Source organism: Streptomyces sp. NBC_00090, assembly GCF_045160815.1.
Lineage (GTDB): Bacteria > Actinomycetota > Actinomycetes > Streptomycetales > Streptomycetaceae > Streptomyces.
The window spans coordinates 6,711,762-6,731,963 of sequence record NZ_CP108224.1; the positions used below are offsets into that span (position 1 = coordinate 6,711,762).

The 20,202-nt window shown below is 71.0% G+C and carries 8 protein-coding genes and 2 pseudogenes; 1 reads left to right on the plus strand and 9 read right to left on the minus strand.

The genetic code is table 11. The annotated features are described in order from the left end of the window. Nucleotides 1-7 precede the first annotated feature (7 nt). The 6 genes from OG361_RS30085 to OG361_RS30110 form a co-directional block, all read right to left on the minus strand. Complete coding sequence (locus tag OG361_RS30085; protein ID WP_405858467.1) at nt 8-1,603, minus strand: acyl-CoA carboxylase subunit beta; 1,596 nt, start codon at nt 1,601-1,603, stop codon at nt 8-10. Next, nucleotides 1,600-2,568: a metallophosphoesterase family protein gene (locus OG361_RS30090; RefSeq protein ID WP_405858468.1), complete on the minus strand. Its 969-nt coding sequence runs from the start codon at nt 2,566-2,568 to the stop codon at nt 1,600-1,602. The genes OG361_RS30085 and OG361_RS30090 overlap by 4 nt, the downstream gene beginning before the upstream one ends. Nucleotides 2,569-2,736: 168 nt before the next feature. Continuing rightward, nucleotides 2,737-3,912: a cytochrome P450 gene (locus tag OG361_RS30095; RefSeq protein WP_405858470.1), complete on the minus strand. Its 1,176-nt coding sequence runs from the start codon at nt 3,910-3,912 to the stop codon at nt 2,737-2,739. Between the two features lie 41 nt (nt 3,913-3,953). Then, nucleotides 3,954-5,447, minus strand: a complete 1,494-nt coding sequence (locus OG361_RS30100) for an FAD-dependent oxidoreductase (protein ID WP_405858472.1) — start codon at nt 5,445-5,447, stop codon at nt 3,954-3,956. A gap of 264 nt (nt 5,448-5,711) precedes the next feature. Beyond that, on the minus strand, nt 5,712-6,605 hold the full coding sequence (locus OG361_RS30105) for an NAD(P)-dependent oxidoreductase (RefSeq protein WP_405858474.1): 894 nt from the start codon (nt 6,603-6,605) through the stop codon (nt 5,712-5,714). A gap of 114 nt (nt 6,606-6,719) precedes the next feature. After that, the gene (locus tag OG361_RS30110) at nt 6,720-7,145 is read right to left on the minus strand and encodes a YybH family protein (RefSeq protein ID WP_405858476.1); all 426 of its coding nucleotides are present in this window, start codon (nt 7,143-7,145) and stop codon (nt 6,720-6,722) included. A gap of 795 nt (nt 7,146-7,940) precedes the next feature. Here OG361_RS30110 and OG361_RS30115 point away from each other — a divergent pair. Then, nucleotides 7,941-8,873 carry a hypothetical protein gene (locus OG361_RS30115; RefSeq protein WP_405862524.1) on the plus strand — a complete coding sequence of 311 codons (933 nt, stop codon included), beginning with the start codon at nt 7,941-7,943 and terminating at the stop codon, nt 8,871-8,873. Between the two features lie 147 nt (nt 8,874-9,020). Here OG361_RS30115 and OG361_RS30120 read toward each other — a convergent pair whose 3' ends face one another. From OG361_RS30120 to OG361_RS30130, 3 genes and pseudogenes are all read right to left on the minus strand, one after another. Next, nucleotides 9,021-9,377 carry a nuclear transport factor 2 family protein gene (locus OG361_RS30120; protein ID WP_384571395.1) on the minus strand — a complete coding sequence of 119 codons (357 nt, stop codon included), beginning with the start codon at nt 9,375-9,377 and terminating at the stop codon, nt 9,021-9,023. Between the two features lie 192 nt (nt 9,378-9,569). Continuing rightward, nucleotides 9,570-15,215, minus strand: a pseudogene (locus OG361_RS30125) (thioester reductase domain-containing protein); the annotation flags it as partial. 77 nt (nt 15,216-15,292) lie between these two features. Then, nucleotides 15,293-20,092: pseudogene (locus OG361_RS30130) on the minus strand (SDR family NAD(P)-dependent oxidoreductase); the annotation flags it as partial. Nucleotides 20,093-20,202: the final 110 nt, after the last annotated feature.

The following is a 20,202-nucleotide window of genomic DNA, read 5'->3' on the forward strand; positions in this document are numbered from 1 at the left end:
GCGTCGCTCACTGCGGGGGGTTGCCGTGCTTGCGGGACGGCAGGTCGGCGTGCTTGGTGCGGAGCATCGCGAGGGACCGGATGAGCACCTGGCGGGTGTCGGTGGGGTCGATGACGTCGTCGACCAGGCCTCGCTCCGCCGCGTAGTACGGGTGCATCAGTTCGGCCTTGTACTCCTTGACCATGCGGGTGCGCATGGCCTCGGGGTCCTCGGCGTCGGCGATCTGCTTGCGGAAGATCACGTTGGCGGCGCCCTCGGCGCCCATGACCGCGATTTCGTTGGTGGGCCAGGCGTACGTCAGGTCGGCGCCGATGGACTGGGAGTCCATGACGATGTAAGCGCCGCCGTACGCCTTGCGCAGGATCAGGCTGATCCGGGGCACGGTCGCGTTGCAGTACGCGTACAGCAGCTTCGCGCCGTGGCGGATGATTCCACCGTGCTCCTGGTCGACGCCGGGCAGGAAGCCGGGGACGTCCAGAAGAGTGATGATCGGGATGTTGAAGGCGTCGCACATCTGCACGAAGCGGGCGGCCTTCTCGGAGGCCTCGATGTCCAGGACACCGGCCAGCGACTGGGGCTGGTTGGCGACGATGCCGACGACCTGGCCGTCGAGCCGGGCCAGCGCGCAGATGATGTTGCGGGCCCAGCGCTCGTGGATCTCCAGGTAGTCGCCGTCGTCGACGAGCTCCTCGATGACCTTGTGCATGTCGTAGGGGCGGTTGCCGTCGGCCGGGACCAGGTCGAGGAGGACCTCGGAGCGGCGGTCGGCCGGGTCCTCGGAGGCGACGGTCGGCGGGTTCTCGCGGTTGTTCTGCGGGAGCATCGACAGCAGGTAGCGGACCTCCGCGATGCAGGTCTCCTCGTCGTCGTACGCGAAGTGCGCCACCCCGCTGGTCCCGGCGTGCACGTCGGCGCCGCCGAGGCCGTTCTGGGTGATCTCCTCGCCGGTGACCGCCTTGACGACGTCCGGACCGGTGATGAACATCTGCGAGGTCTCACGGACCATGAACACGAAGTCGGTCAGCGCCGGGGAGTAGGCCGCGCCGCCGGCGCACGGGCCGAGCATCACCGAGATCTGCGGGATGACACCCGAGGCCCTGGTGTTGCGCTGGAAGATCCCGCCGTAACCGGCGAGCGCGGAGACACCCTCCTGGATACGGGCGCCCGCACCGTCGTTCAGCGAGACCAGCGGAGCACCCGCCGCGATCGCCATGTCCATGATCTTGTGGATCTTCGTCGCGTGCGCCTCACCCAGCGCGCCACCGAAGATCCGGAAGTCGTGCGCGTACACGAAGACCGTCCGGCCCTCGACCGTGCCCCAGCCCGTGATCACACCATCGGTGTACGGCTTCTTCGCCTCCAGGCCGAACCCCGTCGCCCGATGCCGCCGCAACTGCTCGACCTCCATGAACGAACCAGGGTCCAGGAGTTGGTCGATGCGCTCGCGCGCCGTCAGCTTGCCCTTCGCGTGCTGCGCGGCGGTCGCCCGCTCGCTCGGGCCGTCCTGTGCCTGCTCCCGCAGGGCGTGCAGCTCGGCCACCCGACCGCGGTTGTCGGGCGTCGGCGCGGGGGAGGTGCGCGGGTGGTCGTCGAGGACGGTCATGACTTTCGCTCCTGTCGCTCCTGCTGCTGGTGCTGCTGCTCGGGATGCTCCTGCCGCTCCTGCCGCGTGGCCGTGGTGGGGCCCGGCAGGATCTGTACGGGGCGGCCGGGCGGCGTGGCGCGCCGGCTCCACTCCCGTGGATAGCCCAGCGACACCTCCTGGTGCGGCACGCCCTCCGACCACAGCAGACGGGGGATGTGGAGGTGGCCGTAGACCACCGCGGCCGCACGGAAGCGGGTGGGCCAGTCGGCGGTCGCCTCCGTGCCGCACCACAGGGCGAACTCCGGGTGGCGCAGGATGCGGGTGGGCTCGCGTACCAGCGGGAAGTGGTTCACGAGCACCGTCGGCAGGTCGGCCGGTATGGCGGCGAGCCTGGCCTCGGTTGCGGCGAGGCGGGCCCGGCACCAGTCGTCCCGCGTCGGGTAGGGGTCCGGGTGCAGGAAGTACTCGTCCGTGCAGACGATCCCCGCCTGCTCGGCGACCGCCAGGGCCGCCGACTTGTCGTACGTTCCCGCCGGCCGGAACGAGTAGTCGTAGAGGACGAAGAGCGGCGCTATCACGCAGGGGCCGCCCGGGCCCTCCCAGACCGGATAGGGGTCCTCGGGCGTCACCACGCCCAACTTCCGGCAGATCTCGACGAGATGGTCGTAGCGACGGACGCCCCGCAGCTGGACCGGATCCTCGGGAGGTGTCCACAGCTCGTGGTTGCCCGGCGCCCAGATCACCTTGGCGAAACGCTCGCTCAGGACGCGCAGCGTCCATTCGACGTCGGCCACCAACTCGCCGATGTCACCGGCGATCAGCAGCCAGTCCGCGTCGGATTCGGGCCGCAGCCGTTCGACGATGTCACGATTCTCCGCGTATCTGATGTGCAGGTCGCTGATCGCCACCAGCCTGGCGCCGCCCTCCGCACCGGAGCGCTGCCCGGTCGGGGGCCGGCCGCCGTCGCGGATCTCGTACGTCATCGCATGCTCCGTCCGTCGGGCCGACGCGGCCCGCACCGGGTCCTCGGCTCGAAAGTGGGGGGTCATCCTGGTCGGTTCCCGAGGCCCACGAACACCGCGTCGGTGTGGGTGGGGTGTTCCGTTCGCCACCAGGATGCCTTCGGCGTCACGCGCTCGGACGCCGCGGGGTCACCGGGTCACGCGTACCGGGAGGGTCCGGGGGCAGATGATCTGCATCGGGTCCTCGAACTCCAGGCCAGAGTAGTCCACTTCGATTCGGTCGAATCGGTCGAAGAGGGCGTTGAGCGCGATCTTGACCTCCAGGCGGGCCAGCGGAGCGCCGAGGCAGAAGTGGATCCCCTGGCCGAAGGCGATGTGTCCGCTGGTGTCGCGGTGGATGTCGAAGGTGTCGGGGTCCGGGAAACGCTCCGGGTCCCGGTTGGCCGAGCCGACCCACAGGGTCACCAGCTCGTCCTTGCCTATCTTGTGTCCGTCGATCTCGGTCTCGACGGTGGTGACGCGGGCCACCCGCGAGAACGGCGGGTAGAGGCGCATCAACTCCTCGATGGCACCGGGGAGAAGATCGCGGTCGGCCCGGATGGCGGCGAACGTCTCGGGGTGGCGGTCGAAGGTGAGGAGCGCGTTGCCGACCATCGCCATGGAGGCGGCGTGGCCGGCGAACAGGGTGAGGCCGACCAGGCCGATCAGGTCGCCGTCGCGCAGCGGCTTGTCGTCGATGGTGGCGTTGGCCAGCCCGCTGAGCAGGTCGTCGGCCGGGTTCTCCCGCTTGATCGCCACGTGCTTGAGGATGTACTCGTTCATCTCCCGGATGGCGGGAGCGATCTCGTTCTCCATCACCTCGGGCGGCGGGGTGGCGGCGTCGAGCGCGCCCAGCGCCTCGCCCCAGCCCTTGTACAGCGGCACGTCCTCGGCCGGCAGGCCGAGCATCTCCGCGATCACGATGATCGGCAGAGGGTAGGCCAGCGTCTCCATCAGGTCGAAGGTGTCCTGCCCGGCCACCTCGTCGAGCAGGGAGTCGGTGATGCGGGCGATCCGGTCGGCCAGGCCGTTCACGGCGCGCGGGGTGAAGACGCGGTTGATGACCTGGCGCAGCTTCCGGTGATGGGGCTGGTCGCTCGTGACCAGGTTGCCCATGAGGAACAGGTCGAAGTCGGGCTGCGGCTCGTTGTACAGCCGCACGGTGTCCGAGGAGAACGTCTTCGGGTCGGTGAGTACGCGGCTGATGTCACCGTGGCGGAACAGCTGCCACCCGTACTCGTCGTCGCGCTGGATCGGGTTCTTGTCGTGCATCTCGCGGAACCACGTGAACACGGAGTCCACGGGCTCGGTCGCGGAAGTGGTCATCGCTTGCTGCCCCTTTGAACTGATGGGTGCCGACGGGTTGTTCAGAGACCGATCATGGAGCGGTAGATCCTGCGATCGGCCTCGGGCCCGACCAGGCCGCGGTTGTTCGGCGCGGCCGCCGGCAGCGGCGAGAGCGTCGGCGAGCCGGCGACCCGGAGGCCCGACTCGATGGCGCCGTCCATGTAGCCGCTCCAGCCGAGGGCGAGGTCGTCACCGGCGAACTTGACCTTCCCGAAAGGCTGGCTGATCGCGCGGTGCAGCCGGGTCAGCTGGTACGGCTGCCGGAAGGCGGGACCGCCGAGGGAGAACTCCTCCGCCTGCCAGTCCGTCACGGTGAAGCTGCGGAGGCTCGCCTGGGGCATGATCTGCTTCACCGCGGCCTCGACCTGCGCGTGGCTGGTGACGTCGAGCGTGGGATCGACGGTGAACGCCACGACGGGGGCGTTGTCGTTCATCCGGCCCATGATGGTGATGCCGTAGCCCTCGGGCGCCTCGGCGATGAACCGATCGGTGGGGTTGGTCAGATCCAGCCAGAGCTTCTTCTGGCGCGGAACACCGTATCCCTGGGTGGTGGCGTCCCGATACGCTGTGGGAAGAGCAGGGCTGAAGGTGATCTTCTTCCAGACGTTGACCGGCACGGCCATGATGACCTCGGTCGCGGTGTAGGTCACCCCGGTCCGGGTGAGGACCTTGACCTGGCCGTTCTTCTGAGTGACGGAAGAAACCGGGGAGTTGAGCACGAGGTGCGGCGCGCCGTCGGCGAGGATCGCGTTCGCCAGGGACTTGGTGCCGCCCTGCATGCGGTACGTGTTGATGCCGGCGAAGCCCTCGTAGTTCCAGCCCGACAGTGCCCACCACTGTGCCAGCTGGGTCAGTGCGCCCCGGGTGCTCGGCGCACCGTACAGCGCGGTGGTGCTGGTCATCCGGATCTCGTCCTGCGGCGCGAAGGCCAGCTGGTTCAGCCGGTCGCGCAGGGTCACCCCGTCCAGCGGCGTGACCAGGTCCTCGCGGGTGAAGGGCTGGTACGGCTTGGGGAAGTAGTTCGTCGCGCCGTCGAAGAAGGGCGTGAACAGCTCGCCCTGCCGGGTGTAGGCCGTGATCGGGTCGAACTCCGCGAACCCGCTCAGGGTCGGCATCAGCACGCGCTCCGGGCCCGCGTCGGCCACGATCGGCAGGGCGTAGCGGGACAGTTCACGCCAGACGTGGGGCTGCTTCGGGTCGACCCAGGCGCCACCGCGCTCGATCTCGTAGTCGTTGAACGTATCGGTCCAGGTCCGCCCGCCGATGCGGTTGCGCGCCTCGATCACGAGGACCTTACGGCCCTTCTTGCGCAGCTCGCGGGCGGCGGTGAGACCGGCCAGGCCGGCGCCGATGACGATCGTGTCGTAGACGCACTGGTCGGCGTCGGCGGACTTCGCGGCGTCGGCGGCCTCGGCGACCGCGGGGAGGCTCATGCCGAGGGCGGTACCGGCGGCGACGAGGCCGCTCGCCTTGAGGGCGGTTCTCCTGGATATGGACTTGCTGCGGCTTTCCATGTGGATTTCCCCGTCTTTGATTCGTCGTGGATTCGAGCTGCGAGCTCGACATCCGGGCTTCGGCCGTCGAGCTTCGATACGAGCGTTGATGCGAACTTTGAAACGAGCCCTGGTACGAGCGTTGATACGAGCCCTGGTACGAGAGCGGTGCCGCGGTTTCGGGCATCCCGAGCAGAGCCGGGAATCCGGATCGCGACGCGCGTCGTCATCGCGAAGCGCGTCGCCCGGATTCCCGGCTCTGATCTGTCAGGCGTGGGGGAGCGTTCAGGCGGTGGGCTTGCGGAACTGCTTGATCATCGACGCGTAGCTGTTCTCGACGTCACCGTCGGCCACGGCGCGCTTCGCCAGCTCCAGGAAGAACTTCGGCAGCTCGGTGTTGACACCCAGCGTCTCGCTCTCGTGGACGAGGTGCTCCATGCCGCCCACGTGGACGGCGATGGTGGCGTCGGTGGCCGGGAAGGTGCCCTCGTCGATCTGCTGCGCGTACGCGGCGACGTACTCGGACGTCACGTTGATCGCCGTGCTGGCGAGGGTCGCGAAGGTCGTCGCCTTGACGTTCGCCGTGCCCAGGAGCGCGGCACCGTGGAGGAAGCTGTTCAGGACGCCCCACATGATGCTCAGCACGGACATGTCGTACAGCGCGGAGAGACCGGGGTCCTCGTCGAGGTAGACGGTGCCGGAGTCGCTGAGCGCCTGGAGGGTGGCCTGGTGCTCCTCGAAGGCGGCCTTCGGGCCGGAGTAGAGCAGCACGGCGTCGGCGGTGCCGACGGCGTCGGGCAGCGCCAGGATCGCACCGTCGAGGTAGGCGCTGTCGAGCTTGGTCGCCCACTCGGCGGTCTCGCGCGCCTGGCCGGAGCTGGCCGTGGTCAGGTTGACCAGGGTGCGGCCGGCCAGCGAGGAGCCGACGGGCTCCAGCAGGGCGTGGACGGCGTCGTAGTCCGAGACACAGACCACGACGAGCGGGCTGGCCTCGACGGCGCTCTTGACCGAGTCGGCCAGGGTGGCGCCCTTGGCGACGAGGTCCTCGGCCTTGCCGGCCGAGCGGTTCCAGACGGTGGTCGGGTGACCGTTCGCCAGGAAGGCCGAGGCGAGCGCGTGGCCCATCAGCCCGAGACCGACAACGGTGACCGGCGACTGGGGGGCTGAAGTGTTCGACATGTGTGCTCCTCTGTGTCCCCGTGCGGCGTCCACCGCGACGGGTGTGATTGATCGGTCGCCGGCCCCGGGAAGGGACACGGCGGCTTCGTTCGCCCCCGTTGGCAGGCGTGTCGCTTACGCCTGCTCCTCGTCCTCGAGACCCCACGGGCCGCTGACACCGAAGGGGTTGTCCACGACGTAGCGCCAGTAACCGTCCTCGCCCCGCTGGAGCACGTCGATGGCCACGCCGGCCAGCGGCTCCGGGTTGCCGTCCTCGCCGATCGTGTCCATCGTCCAGTCGACGACGAGCATGGCGAGGTCGCCGACGACGAGCTGCTGACGTACGGTCGCGTCCACCTGGGGCTTGCGCTTCGCCAGGAATTCGGCGACGTATTCACGGCGTTCCTGGCCGCGCAGCGGCTTTCCCGGCTCCCACATACCGACCGCGTCGTCAACGTACATGGCGTTGACCGCCTCGACGTCTCCGGCGTTGAAAACAGTTCCGAACGCCTCCTGGTGATTGTCTATGTCGCTCACCAGATGGATCTGGTCGTTGCTCACGGTGCACCGCTCCATTCGAATTCTGGGAACCCGGAATAGGTCTGCCCGAATAGGTCTGCCCGAACGCTACCGGGAGGCCTTCCCCGATCCGGTCTCCTGCCGGTAATCGCGCGCATTACCCCGGCGCGCCGGTTGATTACCGAGGAGAGACCGGCTCCCCGGCGGGGCGCGTCGGGGGAGGTGGGCGGCGCGAGGCGCTGTTCGGATCGGGGGTGGGGAGGGGTGCGGGAGGGGTGCGGGAGGGGCACGACCATGTTGCGGGCGGGCGAACGCCGGTGGAACGTCGTGCGAGCCGACAGGCCCTCGTGGAAGAGCGAGGGTGAGCGGTCTTCCCTCGGTAATTGAATCGGCATCGTGTGCGCGCACGCGTGATTACCGGTAGGAGACCGGCCTCCGCAACCCGCGCTGGTAGCGTGCGGGCAGATTTGTGCGGGTACCGCGGGCGCGAATGGAATCGAATGCGCCGTGGTCCGGGGAAATTACATGCCGGTGACCGAAGCGTAAATAGACCGGCTGGTTTTCAGCATAGCGCCGATCCTGCTGCTCGGAAGGCGGGAGCCGGAATCGGCCGACGTCACCGAGTCGCCCGGTCGGGCGATTGTTCCAGATGCGAAGAACAGGTGGACGCCGGCCGAGCGCGCCGGTGAGCCGTCGAACAGTGGATCGCTCCGCTGTTCATATGCGAGGAGGGTCATGATTTCTTCATCAGTTCCGTCCACGGCGCCCGATCCGGCGGCGCGGCCGTCGGCTCCGTGGCGGTCATGGCATCGACCGCTGGTCCTGGCCGCCGCGGCGATGGTGCCGGTGGCGATCGTCTCCGCGGTGGGGCTCGTCGTCGACGACCGCGTCATCGCGGACTCGCCGATCTGGTTCAAACCGTTCAAGTTCTCGCTCTCCTTCGCGGCGTACTGTCTCTCCCTTTCCTGGATGCTGACGCTGCTCCCTCGCGGGCGACGCGTGGGCTGGTGGGCGGGGGCGATCGTCGCGGTGGCGAGCGTCATCGAGATCGTGATCATCGCGGGGCAGGCGATGCGCGGGAAGCGCAGCCACTTCAACTACGAGACGTCCTTCGACGAGCTGTTGTACAACGTGATGGGCGGCACGGTCATCGCCCTCTGGCTCGCCACGCTCGTCGTCGCGGTGCTGCTGATCCGCGCCCGCATGGCCGACCGCGCGTCCGCCTGGGCGATGCGCTGCGGAGTCGTCCTGGCCCTCGCCGGGACCGCCGTCGGGTTCCTGATGTCGGAGCCGGCGCCGGGGCAGCGGATGGGTGTCGACAAGGTGGTCGGCGCGCACAGCGTCGGTGTGCCGGACGGCGGTCCCTCGCTGCCGCTGACCGGCTGGTCGACGACCGGTGGCGATCTGCGGATATCGCACTTCTTCGGCATGCACGCGCTCCAACTGCTTCCGCTGCTGGTCCTGGTGCTGATCACCCTCGCGCCGCGCTACGCCCGCCTCGCCGACGACCGGCTGCGGCTCCGCCTCGTGCTGCTCGCCTCGGGCGTGTACGCCGCGGTCTTCCTGCTGCTGCTCTGGCAGGCGCTGCGCGGTCAGCCGCTGACCCACCCGGACGGTGCGACGCTGGCGGTGGCCGGCGTGATCCTGGTGGCCGCCGTACTCGGGACCTACGGGTTCCTGCGGGCTCCGGCTTCCCCTCGGGGCGGGACCGCGCCCGAAGCCGAAGTAGCCGAGGCCGAAGAGGCGGCGGCGGTGAAGGGGCTCACGTAACGACCGTCTCGTGAGCGCGTTTTCGCGTTCACGCTCCGCCGCGGCCGGCCATACCCGACGTGCCCGTAACCGACGTGCCCGTACCCGACCGCCCGCACCACGACCACCGGCCCACCGGTGACCGTGGTGCGGGCGGTCCGCGTGTGGTCAGAAGCCGTTGAAGAAGCCGTACACCCGGCTGATCTGGCCGCCGTCGAGCAGGGCGACGTCGGAGCCGCTCACCACCGGCGGGCGGCCGGCGGGGCCGACCTGCCACGTGAAGTGGACGGCGTCGTGGTGGGTCAGCACCGTGCCGTGGGTGAACAGCATTCCGGTGAAGTTCTTCTGTGCGGCGCCGATGTAGTTGTCGATGGCCGTAGTGCCGTCGGCGACGATGGTCGGATCGGTGTACGTGGCGTTGGGAGTGAAGAGTTCGTCAATCAAAGCCCGTCGAGTCCGGCCATCCGTTTCGTTCCAGATCGCGATGTACTTTCCGACCAGCTGGGTAACGGCATTCTTATCCATGGCAGATGACTATATCACCGGCTGTGCGGTGGGAATTCCAACTCGCCGCTGTAGATGGGGAGTTGACCCTGCCATTCGCGGAATTGGCCGGAAAGGCAAGTAGGTGTTCGGCCAAATCCGGTTGCGCCGGAAGCCGTGCCGGGGGCGATGGCCCCCGGCACGGCTTCCGGCGCGGTCAGGTTACTCCTCCGGTTATCCCGCCTGAGCGGGGGAGGGGAAATAGCCCGCGTTGACGAAGAAGTCCACGTACTTCTCGAACAGTTCGCGATCGATCGACGGGCATTCGATGCCGGTGTCCCGAAGCGCGTACTCGGTGTCCGAGACGTCGATCGGCGGATAGGTGGACGTGCCGTTGCCGGCGTTCATCCCCTCGAACGAATCCAGCAGCGGGGCGACGGCGTTCTTCTTGTCGGAGCGCACGCGGGCCGACCACGAGGGCCAGTCGAGCTCGGGCAGCTCGTACCCGAACGACCTGAGGTGGCCGACGAACTCCGTGAACGTCTGGTTCTGCCGGTTGTAGAGGTGGAAGGTGCGGCCCGCGGTGTCCTCCCGCGTCGAGAGGGCGGTGATGGCCCCGCTGACGTAGTCCACCGGAACCATGTGGATGACGCCGGCGAGGCTCTCCGGCACCGCCTTGGTCTCCAGCAGGCCCTTGAGGCTCAGCCAGATGAAGTCGCGCGTCTGGCAGGCGCCCCTGACCCGGTCACCGCACACGACGTCCACGCGGTAGATCGAGACGGGCAGTCCGCGGTTCCTGCCGAGCGCGATGACCTGCTCGGCCACCCACTTGCTCTGCAGGTACCCGTTGTGCAGCAGGTGCGCGGGACCGGTCGGGTCCGTCACGGTGGCCGGGGCCGCGTCCGGGCCGGGCGCGGGGAACACACCCGTCGTCGACACGTAGTGCACCGGAACCGTCCGGTGCGCCGCGGCCAGCCGCAGGATCTCCCGGGTGCCGCCCACGTTCCCCGAGGCGAGCTCGGTGTACGGCCGCAGCCAGCTGACCGTCGCGCCGGCGTGGTAGACGACGTCGACCCGCCGCGCCAGGTCGTCGAAGACGGACTCGGTCAGGCCGAGCCGCTCGGCGCTCAGGTCGCCGACGTGGACGGAGAGCCGGTCCAGGTCGATGTCGTCCTCGACCTGGTACCAGGCCGCGTTCTCGAGCAGCCTGCGGGTGGCGTCGGCCCGGTCGGTCCCCCGGACCAGGCAGTGCACCGTGCCCCTGGTCGTCCGCATCAGGTCGCGGAGGAGGAACGCGCCGAGGAAGCCGGTGGCGCCGGTCAGCAGGATCTCGTCGGGATCGGTGGCCACGCGGACGACCTCACCCGCCGGGCGGACGGACTCGTCGAGGTACACCTCGGCGGCGAAGTCGACCGAGGCGGCCCCGGGGCCCCCCTCGGTCGCGGCGACCAGGACGGTGCACAAGTGCTCGACCAGGGCGTTCGGCGTGGGGTGCTCGAAGATCAGCGAGGGCGGCAGCTTCAGCGCGGTGGCGTCGGCGAGCCGGTTCCGCAGCTCCACGGAGAGGAGCGAGTCGAACCCGAGGGCGGAGAAGAGCTGGTCCCCGTCGATCGCGCCCGGTGCGGAGTGTCCCAGTACCAGCGCCACTTCCCGGCGGACGAAGTCCGCCACGACCTCGTGCCGGCGTGCCTGGGGCAGGCCCGTCAGCCGCTCGGCGAGAAGCACGGGCTCGGCCGGGGAATCCCCGGAACCCCCGTCGGCGGTCCCGATCAGACGGCGCAGCAGCAGCGGCGCCCGGCCGGCGTGGGAGCGCAGCGCGGCCAGGTCGACCGGGGTGACGACCAGCGCGGGCTGGTCGGCCCGGAGCGCGCTGTCCAGCAGCTCGGGACCGGTCTCCGCCGTGATGGCGAGCAGACCGGAGCGGCCGATCCGCTTGAGGTCGGCCTCGGACAGGTGTCCGCTCATCCCGCCCTCGTAGTCCCACAGTCCCCAGGCCAGCGAGGTCGCGGGCAGTCCGAGTCCGGCCCGGTGGCCGGCCAGGACGTCGAGGAAGGTGTTCGCCGCGGCGTAGTTGGCCTGGCCGGAGCCGCCGATGACACCCGCGATGGACGAGAACAGGACGAAGGAGTCCAGGTCGTGCCCGAGGGTCAGCTCGTGGAGGTTCCACGCGGCCTCGGCCTTGGGGCGGAGCACGGCGGCCAGCCGGTCCGGGGTCAGGTCCTGGAACATGCCGTCGTCGAGCACACCGGCGGCGTGCACGACCCCGGTCAGCGGGTGCTCCTCCGGGATGCCGTCGAGCAGCGCGGAGAGCGCCTCCCGGTCGGCGAGGTCGCAGGAGACGACACTCACCTCGGCGCCGAGCCCGGTGAGCTCACCGGCCAGCTCCGTCGCGCCGGCCGCGGCGGCGCCCCGCCGGCTGACCAGCAGCAGCCGGGACACGCCGTGTGCGCGGACCAGGTGGCGGGCGAAGAGACCGCCGAGCGCGCCGGTTCCGCCGGTGATCAGGACCGTGCCGCCGGGGCGCCACGGCGTACCGCCGGGCGATTCACCGTCCGGTGCGGCCTGGGCCAGACCGGGTACGAGGACGTCGCCCGAGCGGACGGCGATCTGCGGCTGCCCGGACGCCACGAGGGCGGGCAGGGCCGCCGTCGAGGCCGGGTCCTCGTCGACGTCGACGAGGACGATCCGGTCGGGCGCCTCCGACTGCGCCGAGCGCAGCAGCCCCCAGAGCGGCGCCGCCACGAGGTCCGAGGCGTCCACGCCGGCCCGGCCGGTCGCCACGGCCCCGCGGGTCAGGACGACCAGCGGAGTGTCGGTGGCCCGCTCGTCCGCCAGCCACGACTGGACCAGCGTCAGCACCCGCTGCGCGGCCTCCTCGGCACGCCGGGGAACCTCACCGCCGGAGGAGAAGACCAGGGGGACCAGGAGCGCGTCGAAGGACGCGTCCGAGCCCAGGGCGGTCAGGGCGTCCGATACGTCGTCGAAGCGGCCTCCGACGGCGAGTTCCGGCAGCTCGGCCGCGTCGTTCCCGGTGATCCCGTCGGACCCGTCGACGGACAGTGTCGCCAGGGCCGGCGCCGTGGCCGGCTCCGCCGGGGCGAAGGGGGTCCAGTCGACCCGCAGCAGCGCGTCCCGCGCACTCGGCGCGGTCGTCGCCGACGAGGCGACCGGTGCCGGGGCGTGCTCCACCCAGTACCGCTCATGCTGGAAGGGGTACGTCGGCAGCCCGACCCGCCGAGCGCCGGTTCCGCCGAAGAAGACGGACCAGTCCACCGGGATCCCGGCGGTCCAGAGGCCACCGAGCGCCGCGACCACGTCGTGCGCCTCGGCCCGGCCGTTGCGCACCGAGGCCACGGGGGTGATCGGCGCGTTCTCGGCGACCATGGCCGAGAGCACGCCGGCCGGACCCAGTTCCAGGGTGACCGTCACGTTCTGGTCGGCGAGGGTGCGGGTCGCGTCGAGGAAGCGGACCGGTCGCCGTACCTGATCGACCCAGTACTCGGGGGAGCAGAGCTCCTCCTTGGTGGCGATCCGGCCGGTGACCGTCGACACGACGGGGATGTTCGGCGGGTTGAGGGAGACCTTCCGCAGCACCTGGCCGAACTCTTCGAGCATCGGGTCCATCAGCGGCGAGTGGAAGGCGTGGCTGACCGTCAGCTGCTTGACGCGACGCCCCCAGGAGCGCACCGTCTCGCCGATCTCCTCGACGGTCTCCCGGTCCCCGGACACCACGGTCGAGACCGGGCCGTTGACGGCGGCGATCGCCGCGGATCCACCGGACCGCAGCAGCAGGGGCGCGATCTCCTCCTCCGTGGCCTGCAGCGCCGCCATCGCCCCGCCCTCGGGGAGCGCCTGCATGAGCCGGCCCCGCGCGGTGACCACGGCCGCCGCGTCCTCCAGCGACAGCACTCCGGCCACGTGCGCCGCGGCCAGCTCGCCTATCGAGTGACCGGCGAGGAAGTCCGGGTTGATCCCCCACGACGCGAACAGCCGGAAGAGGGCGACCTCCAGCGCGAACAGCGCGGGCTGGGCGTACCGCGTCTCGTCGATCGCGTCCTCGACGTCGAGGACCTCGCGCAGCGGCCGGTCCAGGTGCGGGTCGAGCTCGGCGCAGGCCGCGTCGAACGCGTCGGCGAACACCGGGAACTCCTGGTGCAGCGTCCGGCCCATGGCGACGCGCTGGGCGCCCTGGCCGGTGAAGAGGAACCCCAGCTTGCCCTTGCTCCTGCCCGGTGTGACGGGGGCCGCGGTACGGACCCCGCCCTCGGTGAACGTACCGAGCGCCGCGAGCAGCGAGGCGCGGTCCGGGCCGACGACGACGGTCCGGTGCGGCAGGTCCGCACGCGTGGTGGCGAGCGAGTAGGCGACGTCCAGGGCGGAAGGGCTGGTACCGGAGCCGCCGCCGTTGGAGCCGGATTCGGCCCCGGCCCCGGCGAACGCCACCAGGTTGCGCGCCTGGGCGTGCAGCGCCTCCTGGGTCTTGGCGGAGAGCACCCACGGAACGAACGGCGGCGCGGACGCCGGGACTTCGGCCCGCTCCTCCTCGGGGGCCTGCTCCAGGATCACGTGCGCGTTGGTGCCACTGACCCCGAACGCGGAGACCGCGGCCCGGCGCGGCCGGCCCGTCTCCGGCCACGGACGCTCCTCGGTGAGCAGCTCGACCGAGCCGGCGGACCAGTCGACGAGCGGAGTCGGCTCGTCGACGTGCAGCGTCCGCGGCAGCGCCTCGTGCTTGAGCGCCTGGACCATCTTGATCACTCCGCCGACCCCGGCGGCCGCCACGGAGTGCCCGATGTTGGACTTCAACGAGCCCAGCAGCAGGGGGCGTTCCGTGGTGTGCGCGGCGCCGTAGGTGGCCAGCAGGGCCTGGGCCTCGATGGGGTCACCGAGCCGCGTACCGGTGCCGTGGGCCTCGACGGCGTCCACGTCGGAGGCGTCCAGCCGTGCCTCGGTGAGCGCGGCGCGGATGACCCGCTCCTGGGACGGGCCGCTGGGGGCGGTGAGGCCGTTGGAGGCGCCGTCGGAGTTGACCGCCGACGCCCGCAGGACGGCCTGCACCCGGTGCCCGTTGCGGATCGCGTCGCTGAGCCGTTCGAGCAGGAGCAGTCCGACACCCTCCGACCAGCTGGTGCCGTCGGCCGAGGACGAGAAGGACTTGCACCGGCCGTCGGGCGCGAGCCCGCGCTGCCGGGCGAAGTCGACGAAGCCGCCGGGGGTTCCGCCGATCGTCACGCCGCCGGCGAGCGCGAGACTCGACTCGCCGGTACGGAGCGACTGCGCCGCGAGGTGCATGGCGACCAGGGACGACGAGCACGCCGTGTCCACGGTGATGGCCGGACCCTCGAAGCCGAAGGAGTACGAGATGCGGCCGGAGGCGACGCTGCCGAGCTTGCTCGTCAGCAGGTAGCCCTCCAGCTCCTCCGGGCCCACCAGCCCCAGGTAGGACTGCTCCACGGCGCCGATGAAGACACCGACGTCGGAGCCCTTCAGCGTCGTGGGGTCGATGCTCGCGTGCTCGAAGGTCTCCCAGGCGGTCTCCAGCAGTACCCGCTGCTGCGGGTCCATCGAGAGTGCCTCGCGGGGCGAGATCCCGAAGAAGGAGGCGTCGAACTCGGCCGCTCCTTCGAGGAATCCGCCCTCACGCGTGTACGTCGTGCCCGGGACGTCCGGGTCGGGGTCGTAGAGGGCGTCGACGTTCCAGCCGCGGTCGGAGGGGAATTCGGTGATGCCGTCCCGCCCGTCCGCGACGAGCTGCCACAGATCGTCCGCCGAGCGCACGCCGCCCGGGAAACGGCAGGCCATGCCCACGATCGCGACCGGTTCCGCCCGGCCCGACTCCAGCTCCGCGATGCGTTGCCGGGCCTTCTTCAAATCAGCGGTAACCCATTTCAGATAATCCGCCAGTTTCTTCTCGTCCGCCATGGGAAGGTTCACCTGTTCTTGAGGTCGGGCGGGAATCAGTTGGTGGCGCGACCGAGTTCGTTGTCGATGAAGTCGAGCAGTTCGGCGGTCGATGCCGATTCGAGCGAGTCGGCCGGATCCGTGTCGGCCCCGTCCCCGGGTGCCGCGCCGGTCTCCAGCCACCGGGACAGGAGCGTCTGCAGCCGGACGGTGATCGCCGCGCGGTCGTCGTCGGCGTCCGTGCCGGCCTCGGCCGTCAGCAGGCCCTCCAGCTCGTCCAGCACGTCCAGGGCGGCCGATCGGGGCGCCGCCGTGTCGTCGGTCGCGATGCGGCTGAGCAGGAACGCGGCCAGCTTCGACGGAGTCGGGTGGTCGAACACCGAGGTGGCGGGGAGCGGGACACCGCTCATCGTGCTCAGCCTGTTGCGCATCTCCACCGCCGTGAGCGAGTCGAAACCCAGCTCCCGGAACGGCTGCTCGGGGTCGATCGCGGACGCGTCGCTCCTGCCGAGCACCGCCGCCACCCCGCCACGGACCAGATCGAGGACGAACTCCTCGCGCTCGGCACCGGCCATCCCCGAGAGCCGCTGCTCCAGCGACACCTCGGCGCTCTTCGCCGACGTGCGCTCCGGGGCGGGCGCCAGCAGCCGCAGCAGCGGGGAGACCCGGTCGAGTGCCCGCAGCGCGTCCTGGTCGAACGGCGTGACGGTCACCGCGGGCCGGCCCACCGAGAGGGCGGCGTCGAAGAGCGCCATGCCCTCCTCGGCGCCGATCGGGACGAAGCCGTCCCGGGCGTACCGGGCGCGGTCGATCTCGCCCAGTGCCGCGTTGATGCCGCCCTCGACGTCCCACAGGCCCCAGGCCAGCGAGACTGCGGGCAGTCCGTGGGCGCGACGGTGCTGGGCGAGCCCGTCGAGGAAGGCGTTCGCGGCGGCGTAGTTCGCCTGCCCCGGCCCGCCGAACAGTCCGACGGACGAGGAGAACACCACGAAGGCCGTCAGGTCCGCCTCGCGCGTCAGCTCGTGCAGATGCCACGCGGCCTCGGCCTTGGGGCGCAGTACGGCGTCCAGCTGCTCCGGTGTCAGCGTCGGGAGGAGGCCGTTGTCCAGCACTCCCGCCGCGTGCACGATCGCGGTCAGCGGCTGGTCGGCCGGGATCCCGCCGAGCAGCGCGGCGAGGGCTTCGCGGTCCGCGACATCGCAGGCGGCGATGCGCACCGTCGCGCCCAGCTCGGTCAGTTCGTCCCGCAGCTTGTCGGCTCCCGCCGCCGCCTCGCCCGTGCGGCCGGTCAGCAGCAGGTGTGTGACGCCGTGCTCGGTGACGAGGTGGCGGGCGACGGTGGCGCCGAGCAGGCCGGTGCCGCCGGTGATCAGGACGGTGCCTTCGGGCGTCCACACCGGGCTGTCGGGGGTGGTGCGTACGGCGGAGGCGCGGATGCGGTTCAGCCGGGGGGCGCTGAGCCGGCCCGCGCGGATCGCGGCCTGGGGCTCGTCGGCGGCGAGCAGGGCGGTCAGCAGGGCCGAGGGGATCGGCTCCGTCTCCGTATCCGCACTCCTGTCCGAAGCCGTGTCGCCGTCCGGGACGTCGGTGTCCAGGTCGACGAGCACGATCCGGTCGGGGGCCTCCGACTGCACGGACCGGACCAGGCCCCACACCGCGGCGGCCGCCGGGTCGGGTGCCTCGGTGTCCGCGGTGGCGACGCCGCCCCGGGTGGCCACGACCAGGCGGACGCCGGCGAACCGCTCCTCGGCCAGCCACTCCTGGAGGAGGGCCAGCGCACGGTGGGCGGGCCCGCCCGGCGCGTCGGCCCGCTGGAGCGCCGCCGGCGGTACGAGGAGGGCGTCGGCCGCGAATCCGGCCGCGAGCGCCTCCCCGAAGGCCGTCAGGTCCGCGTACGACGGGACGTCGGCCGACCCGGCGGCGGGACCGCCGAGCACGGCCCAGGCCGTCGACCGGGCGGACGGCTGGACGAGGTCGGGGATCCAGGAGACCTGGTGGAGCGCCCTGATCGGGTCCGGCCCGTACGGCTCCGAGCCCGCGCCGGCCGTCGCCGACTGCTCCAGCCAGAAACGTTCCCGCTGGAAGGGGTACGTCGGCAGGTCGGCCGTACGCGCACCGGTCCCGGAGAAGAACGCCCGCCAGTCCACCGGCACGCCGCGGGTGTGCAGCACCCCGAGCGCGTTGACCAGCGTGCGCGGTTCGGACTTGCCCTTGCGCAGGGAGGCGATGGACACGGCGTGTTCGGCACTGGCGGCCGCCATCGCCGAGAGGACCCCGTCGGGGCCCAGCTCCAGCAGGGTCGTGACGCCCTCCGCCTCCAGGGTGCGCACCGCGTCGAGGAAGCGCACCGGGTTGCGGATCTGGTCCACCCAGTAGTCGGCCGAGGTCCATCCGTCGCCGGACTCGACCTCGCCGGTCATCGTGGACACGACGCCGAACTTGGGCCGGTGGAAGGTCAGTTTCTTCGCGATCGCGCGGAACTCCTCCAGCATGGGGTCCATGCGGGGGGAGTGCGAGGCGTGGCTGATCGGCAGGACCTTGGTGTTCCGGCCCCGCTCCTTCCAGATCGCCGCGACGGCGTGGACGGGCTCCGCGTCGCCCGAGATCACCACCGCGTTCGGGCTGTTGATCGTGGCGACCACCGCCCGGTCGGTGCCGACCAGGGTCTCCAGCACCTCCTCCTCGGTCGCGGCTATGGCGACCATCGCGCCGCCCTCCGGCAGGGCCCGCATCAGCCGGCCGCGCGCGGTCACCAGGATCGCGGCGTCGGGCAGCGACAGGACACCCGCCAGATGCGCGGCGATCAGTTCGCCCGTGGAGTGGCCCACCAGGTAGTCGGGGTGCACCCCCCACGTCTCCAGGAGGCGGAACAGCGCCACACCGACCGCGAAGAGCCCGGCGAGGGTGTAGTCGATCTGGTCGAGCTCGTCACCCGACTCGATCACCGTGCGCAGCGGACGGGGCAGATGCTCGTCCAGCGCGTCGCAGACCTCGTCGAAGGCCGCGGCGAACGCCGGGAAGGTCTCGACCAGTTCGCGCGCCATCCCGATGCGCTGGGCGCCTCCACCGGTGAACATGAAGGCGATCCGGCCCTCGTCCTTGGTGCCGAGGACGGCGCCGGTGCCGTCCTCCGCCAGGGAGGAGAGCCCGCTGAGCAGCTCGTCGCGGTCGTCCGCGACCACCACGGCGCGCTGTCGCAGCGCGGAGCGGGTGGTGGCCAGCGAGTGGGCCAGGTCGAGGGGGTCGAGGTCGGCGCGGTCGACGAGGAGCGCGCGGATGCGCTCGGCCTGGACACGCAGCGCCTGCTCGGACCGGGCCGAGAGGACGTACGGCAGCGTCGGCGGCACGACCGACGGCGTCGGCTTATCGGCAGGCTCCACCGACTTCTCGGCCGACTTCTCCGCCGACTTCCGAACCGTCTTCCGCGCGGGCTTCGCCGACGCCTCGGCCGACTTCGCCGGGGCCTCGTCGGGGGACGCGGGGGCCCCGGCGGGCTCCTGCGGGGCCGGCTGCGGTGCCTGCTCGATGATGACGTGGGCGTTGGTCCCGCTGAAACCGAACGAGGACACGGCGGCCCGCCGCGGCCTGTCCAGCTCCGGCCACTCCCGCTGCTCGGTGAGCAGGTTCAGCACCCCGGCGTCCCAGTCGACGTGCGGCGTCGGCTCGTCGGCGTGCAGGGTCTGCGGCATGACGCCGTGGCGGATCGCCTCGACCATCTTGATGATGCCGCCGACCCCGGCCGCGGCCTGCGTGTGCCCGATGTTGGACTTGAGCGACCCCAGCCAGAGCGGCTGGTCGGCCGACCGCTCGCGGCCGTAGGTGGCGAGCAGGGCGTTGGCCTCGATCGGGTCACCGAGAGGCGTGCCGGTACCGTGCGCCTCGACGACGTCGACGTCGGCGGAGGACAGTCCCGCGTTGGCGAGTGCCTGACGGATGACCCGCTCCTGGGCGGGGCCGTTGGGCGCGCTCAGCCCGTTGCTGGCGCCGTCCTGGTTCATCGCCGAGCCCTTGAGCACGGCGAGCACCCGGTGGCCGTTGCGCTGGGCGTCGGAGAGCCGTTCCACCAGCAGGAGGCCGGCGCCCTCGCCCCAGCCCGTACCGTCGGCGGAGGCGGCGAAGGACTTGCACCGTCCGTCGGCCGACAGGCCGCGCAGCCGGGAGAACTCGACGAAGGCCTGCGGCGTGGACATCACGGTCACGCCGCCGGCCAGGGCCAGGTCGCACTCGCCGCGGCGCAGTGCCGCCGCCGCCAGGTGGATGGCGACCAGGGAGGAGGAGCACGCCGTGTCGACGGTGACGGCCGGCCCCTCGAGGCCGAAGACGTAGGACAGCCGGCCCGAGGCGACGCTGCCGGCGCTGCCGCTGTAGAGGTAGCCCTCGAACTCCTCCGGCGGCAGGTGCGGGCGCGATCCGTAGTCGTGGTACATCGTCCCGACGAAGACACCGGTCCGGCTGCCGCGCACCGAGTCGGCGGATATGCCGGCGCGCTCGAAGCTCTCCCACGCCGTCTCAAGCAGCAGACGCTGCTGGGGGTCGGTGGCCAGGGCCTCCCGCGGCGACATCCCGAAGAACTCCGGGTCGAACTGGTCCGCGTCGTGCAGGAACCCGCCCTGGTCGGTGTACGACTTGCCGACGCTGTCGGGGTCGGGGTGGTAGAGCCGGTCCAGGGGCCAGCCCCGGTGCTCCGGGAACGGGGACACGGCGTCGACGCCGTCGGCGACCACCTGCCACAACCGCTCGGGCGAGTTCACACCGCCGGGGTAGCGGCAGGCCATCCCGACGATCGCGATGGGCTCGCGGTCCTTCTCTTCGATCTCGCGCAGGCGTCTGCGGCTTGCCTGGGCATCGGCGACAGCACGCTTGAGGTACTGGCGGAGTTGGTTGTCGTCGCTACTCACGTGCTCAGCTCCCGGGATCGTCCCAGGAGAGGCACCTGCCGGCTCCTCGTAACGTGCACGACATCTTC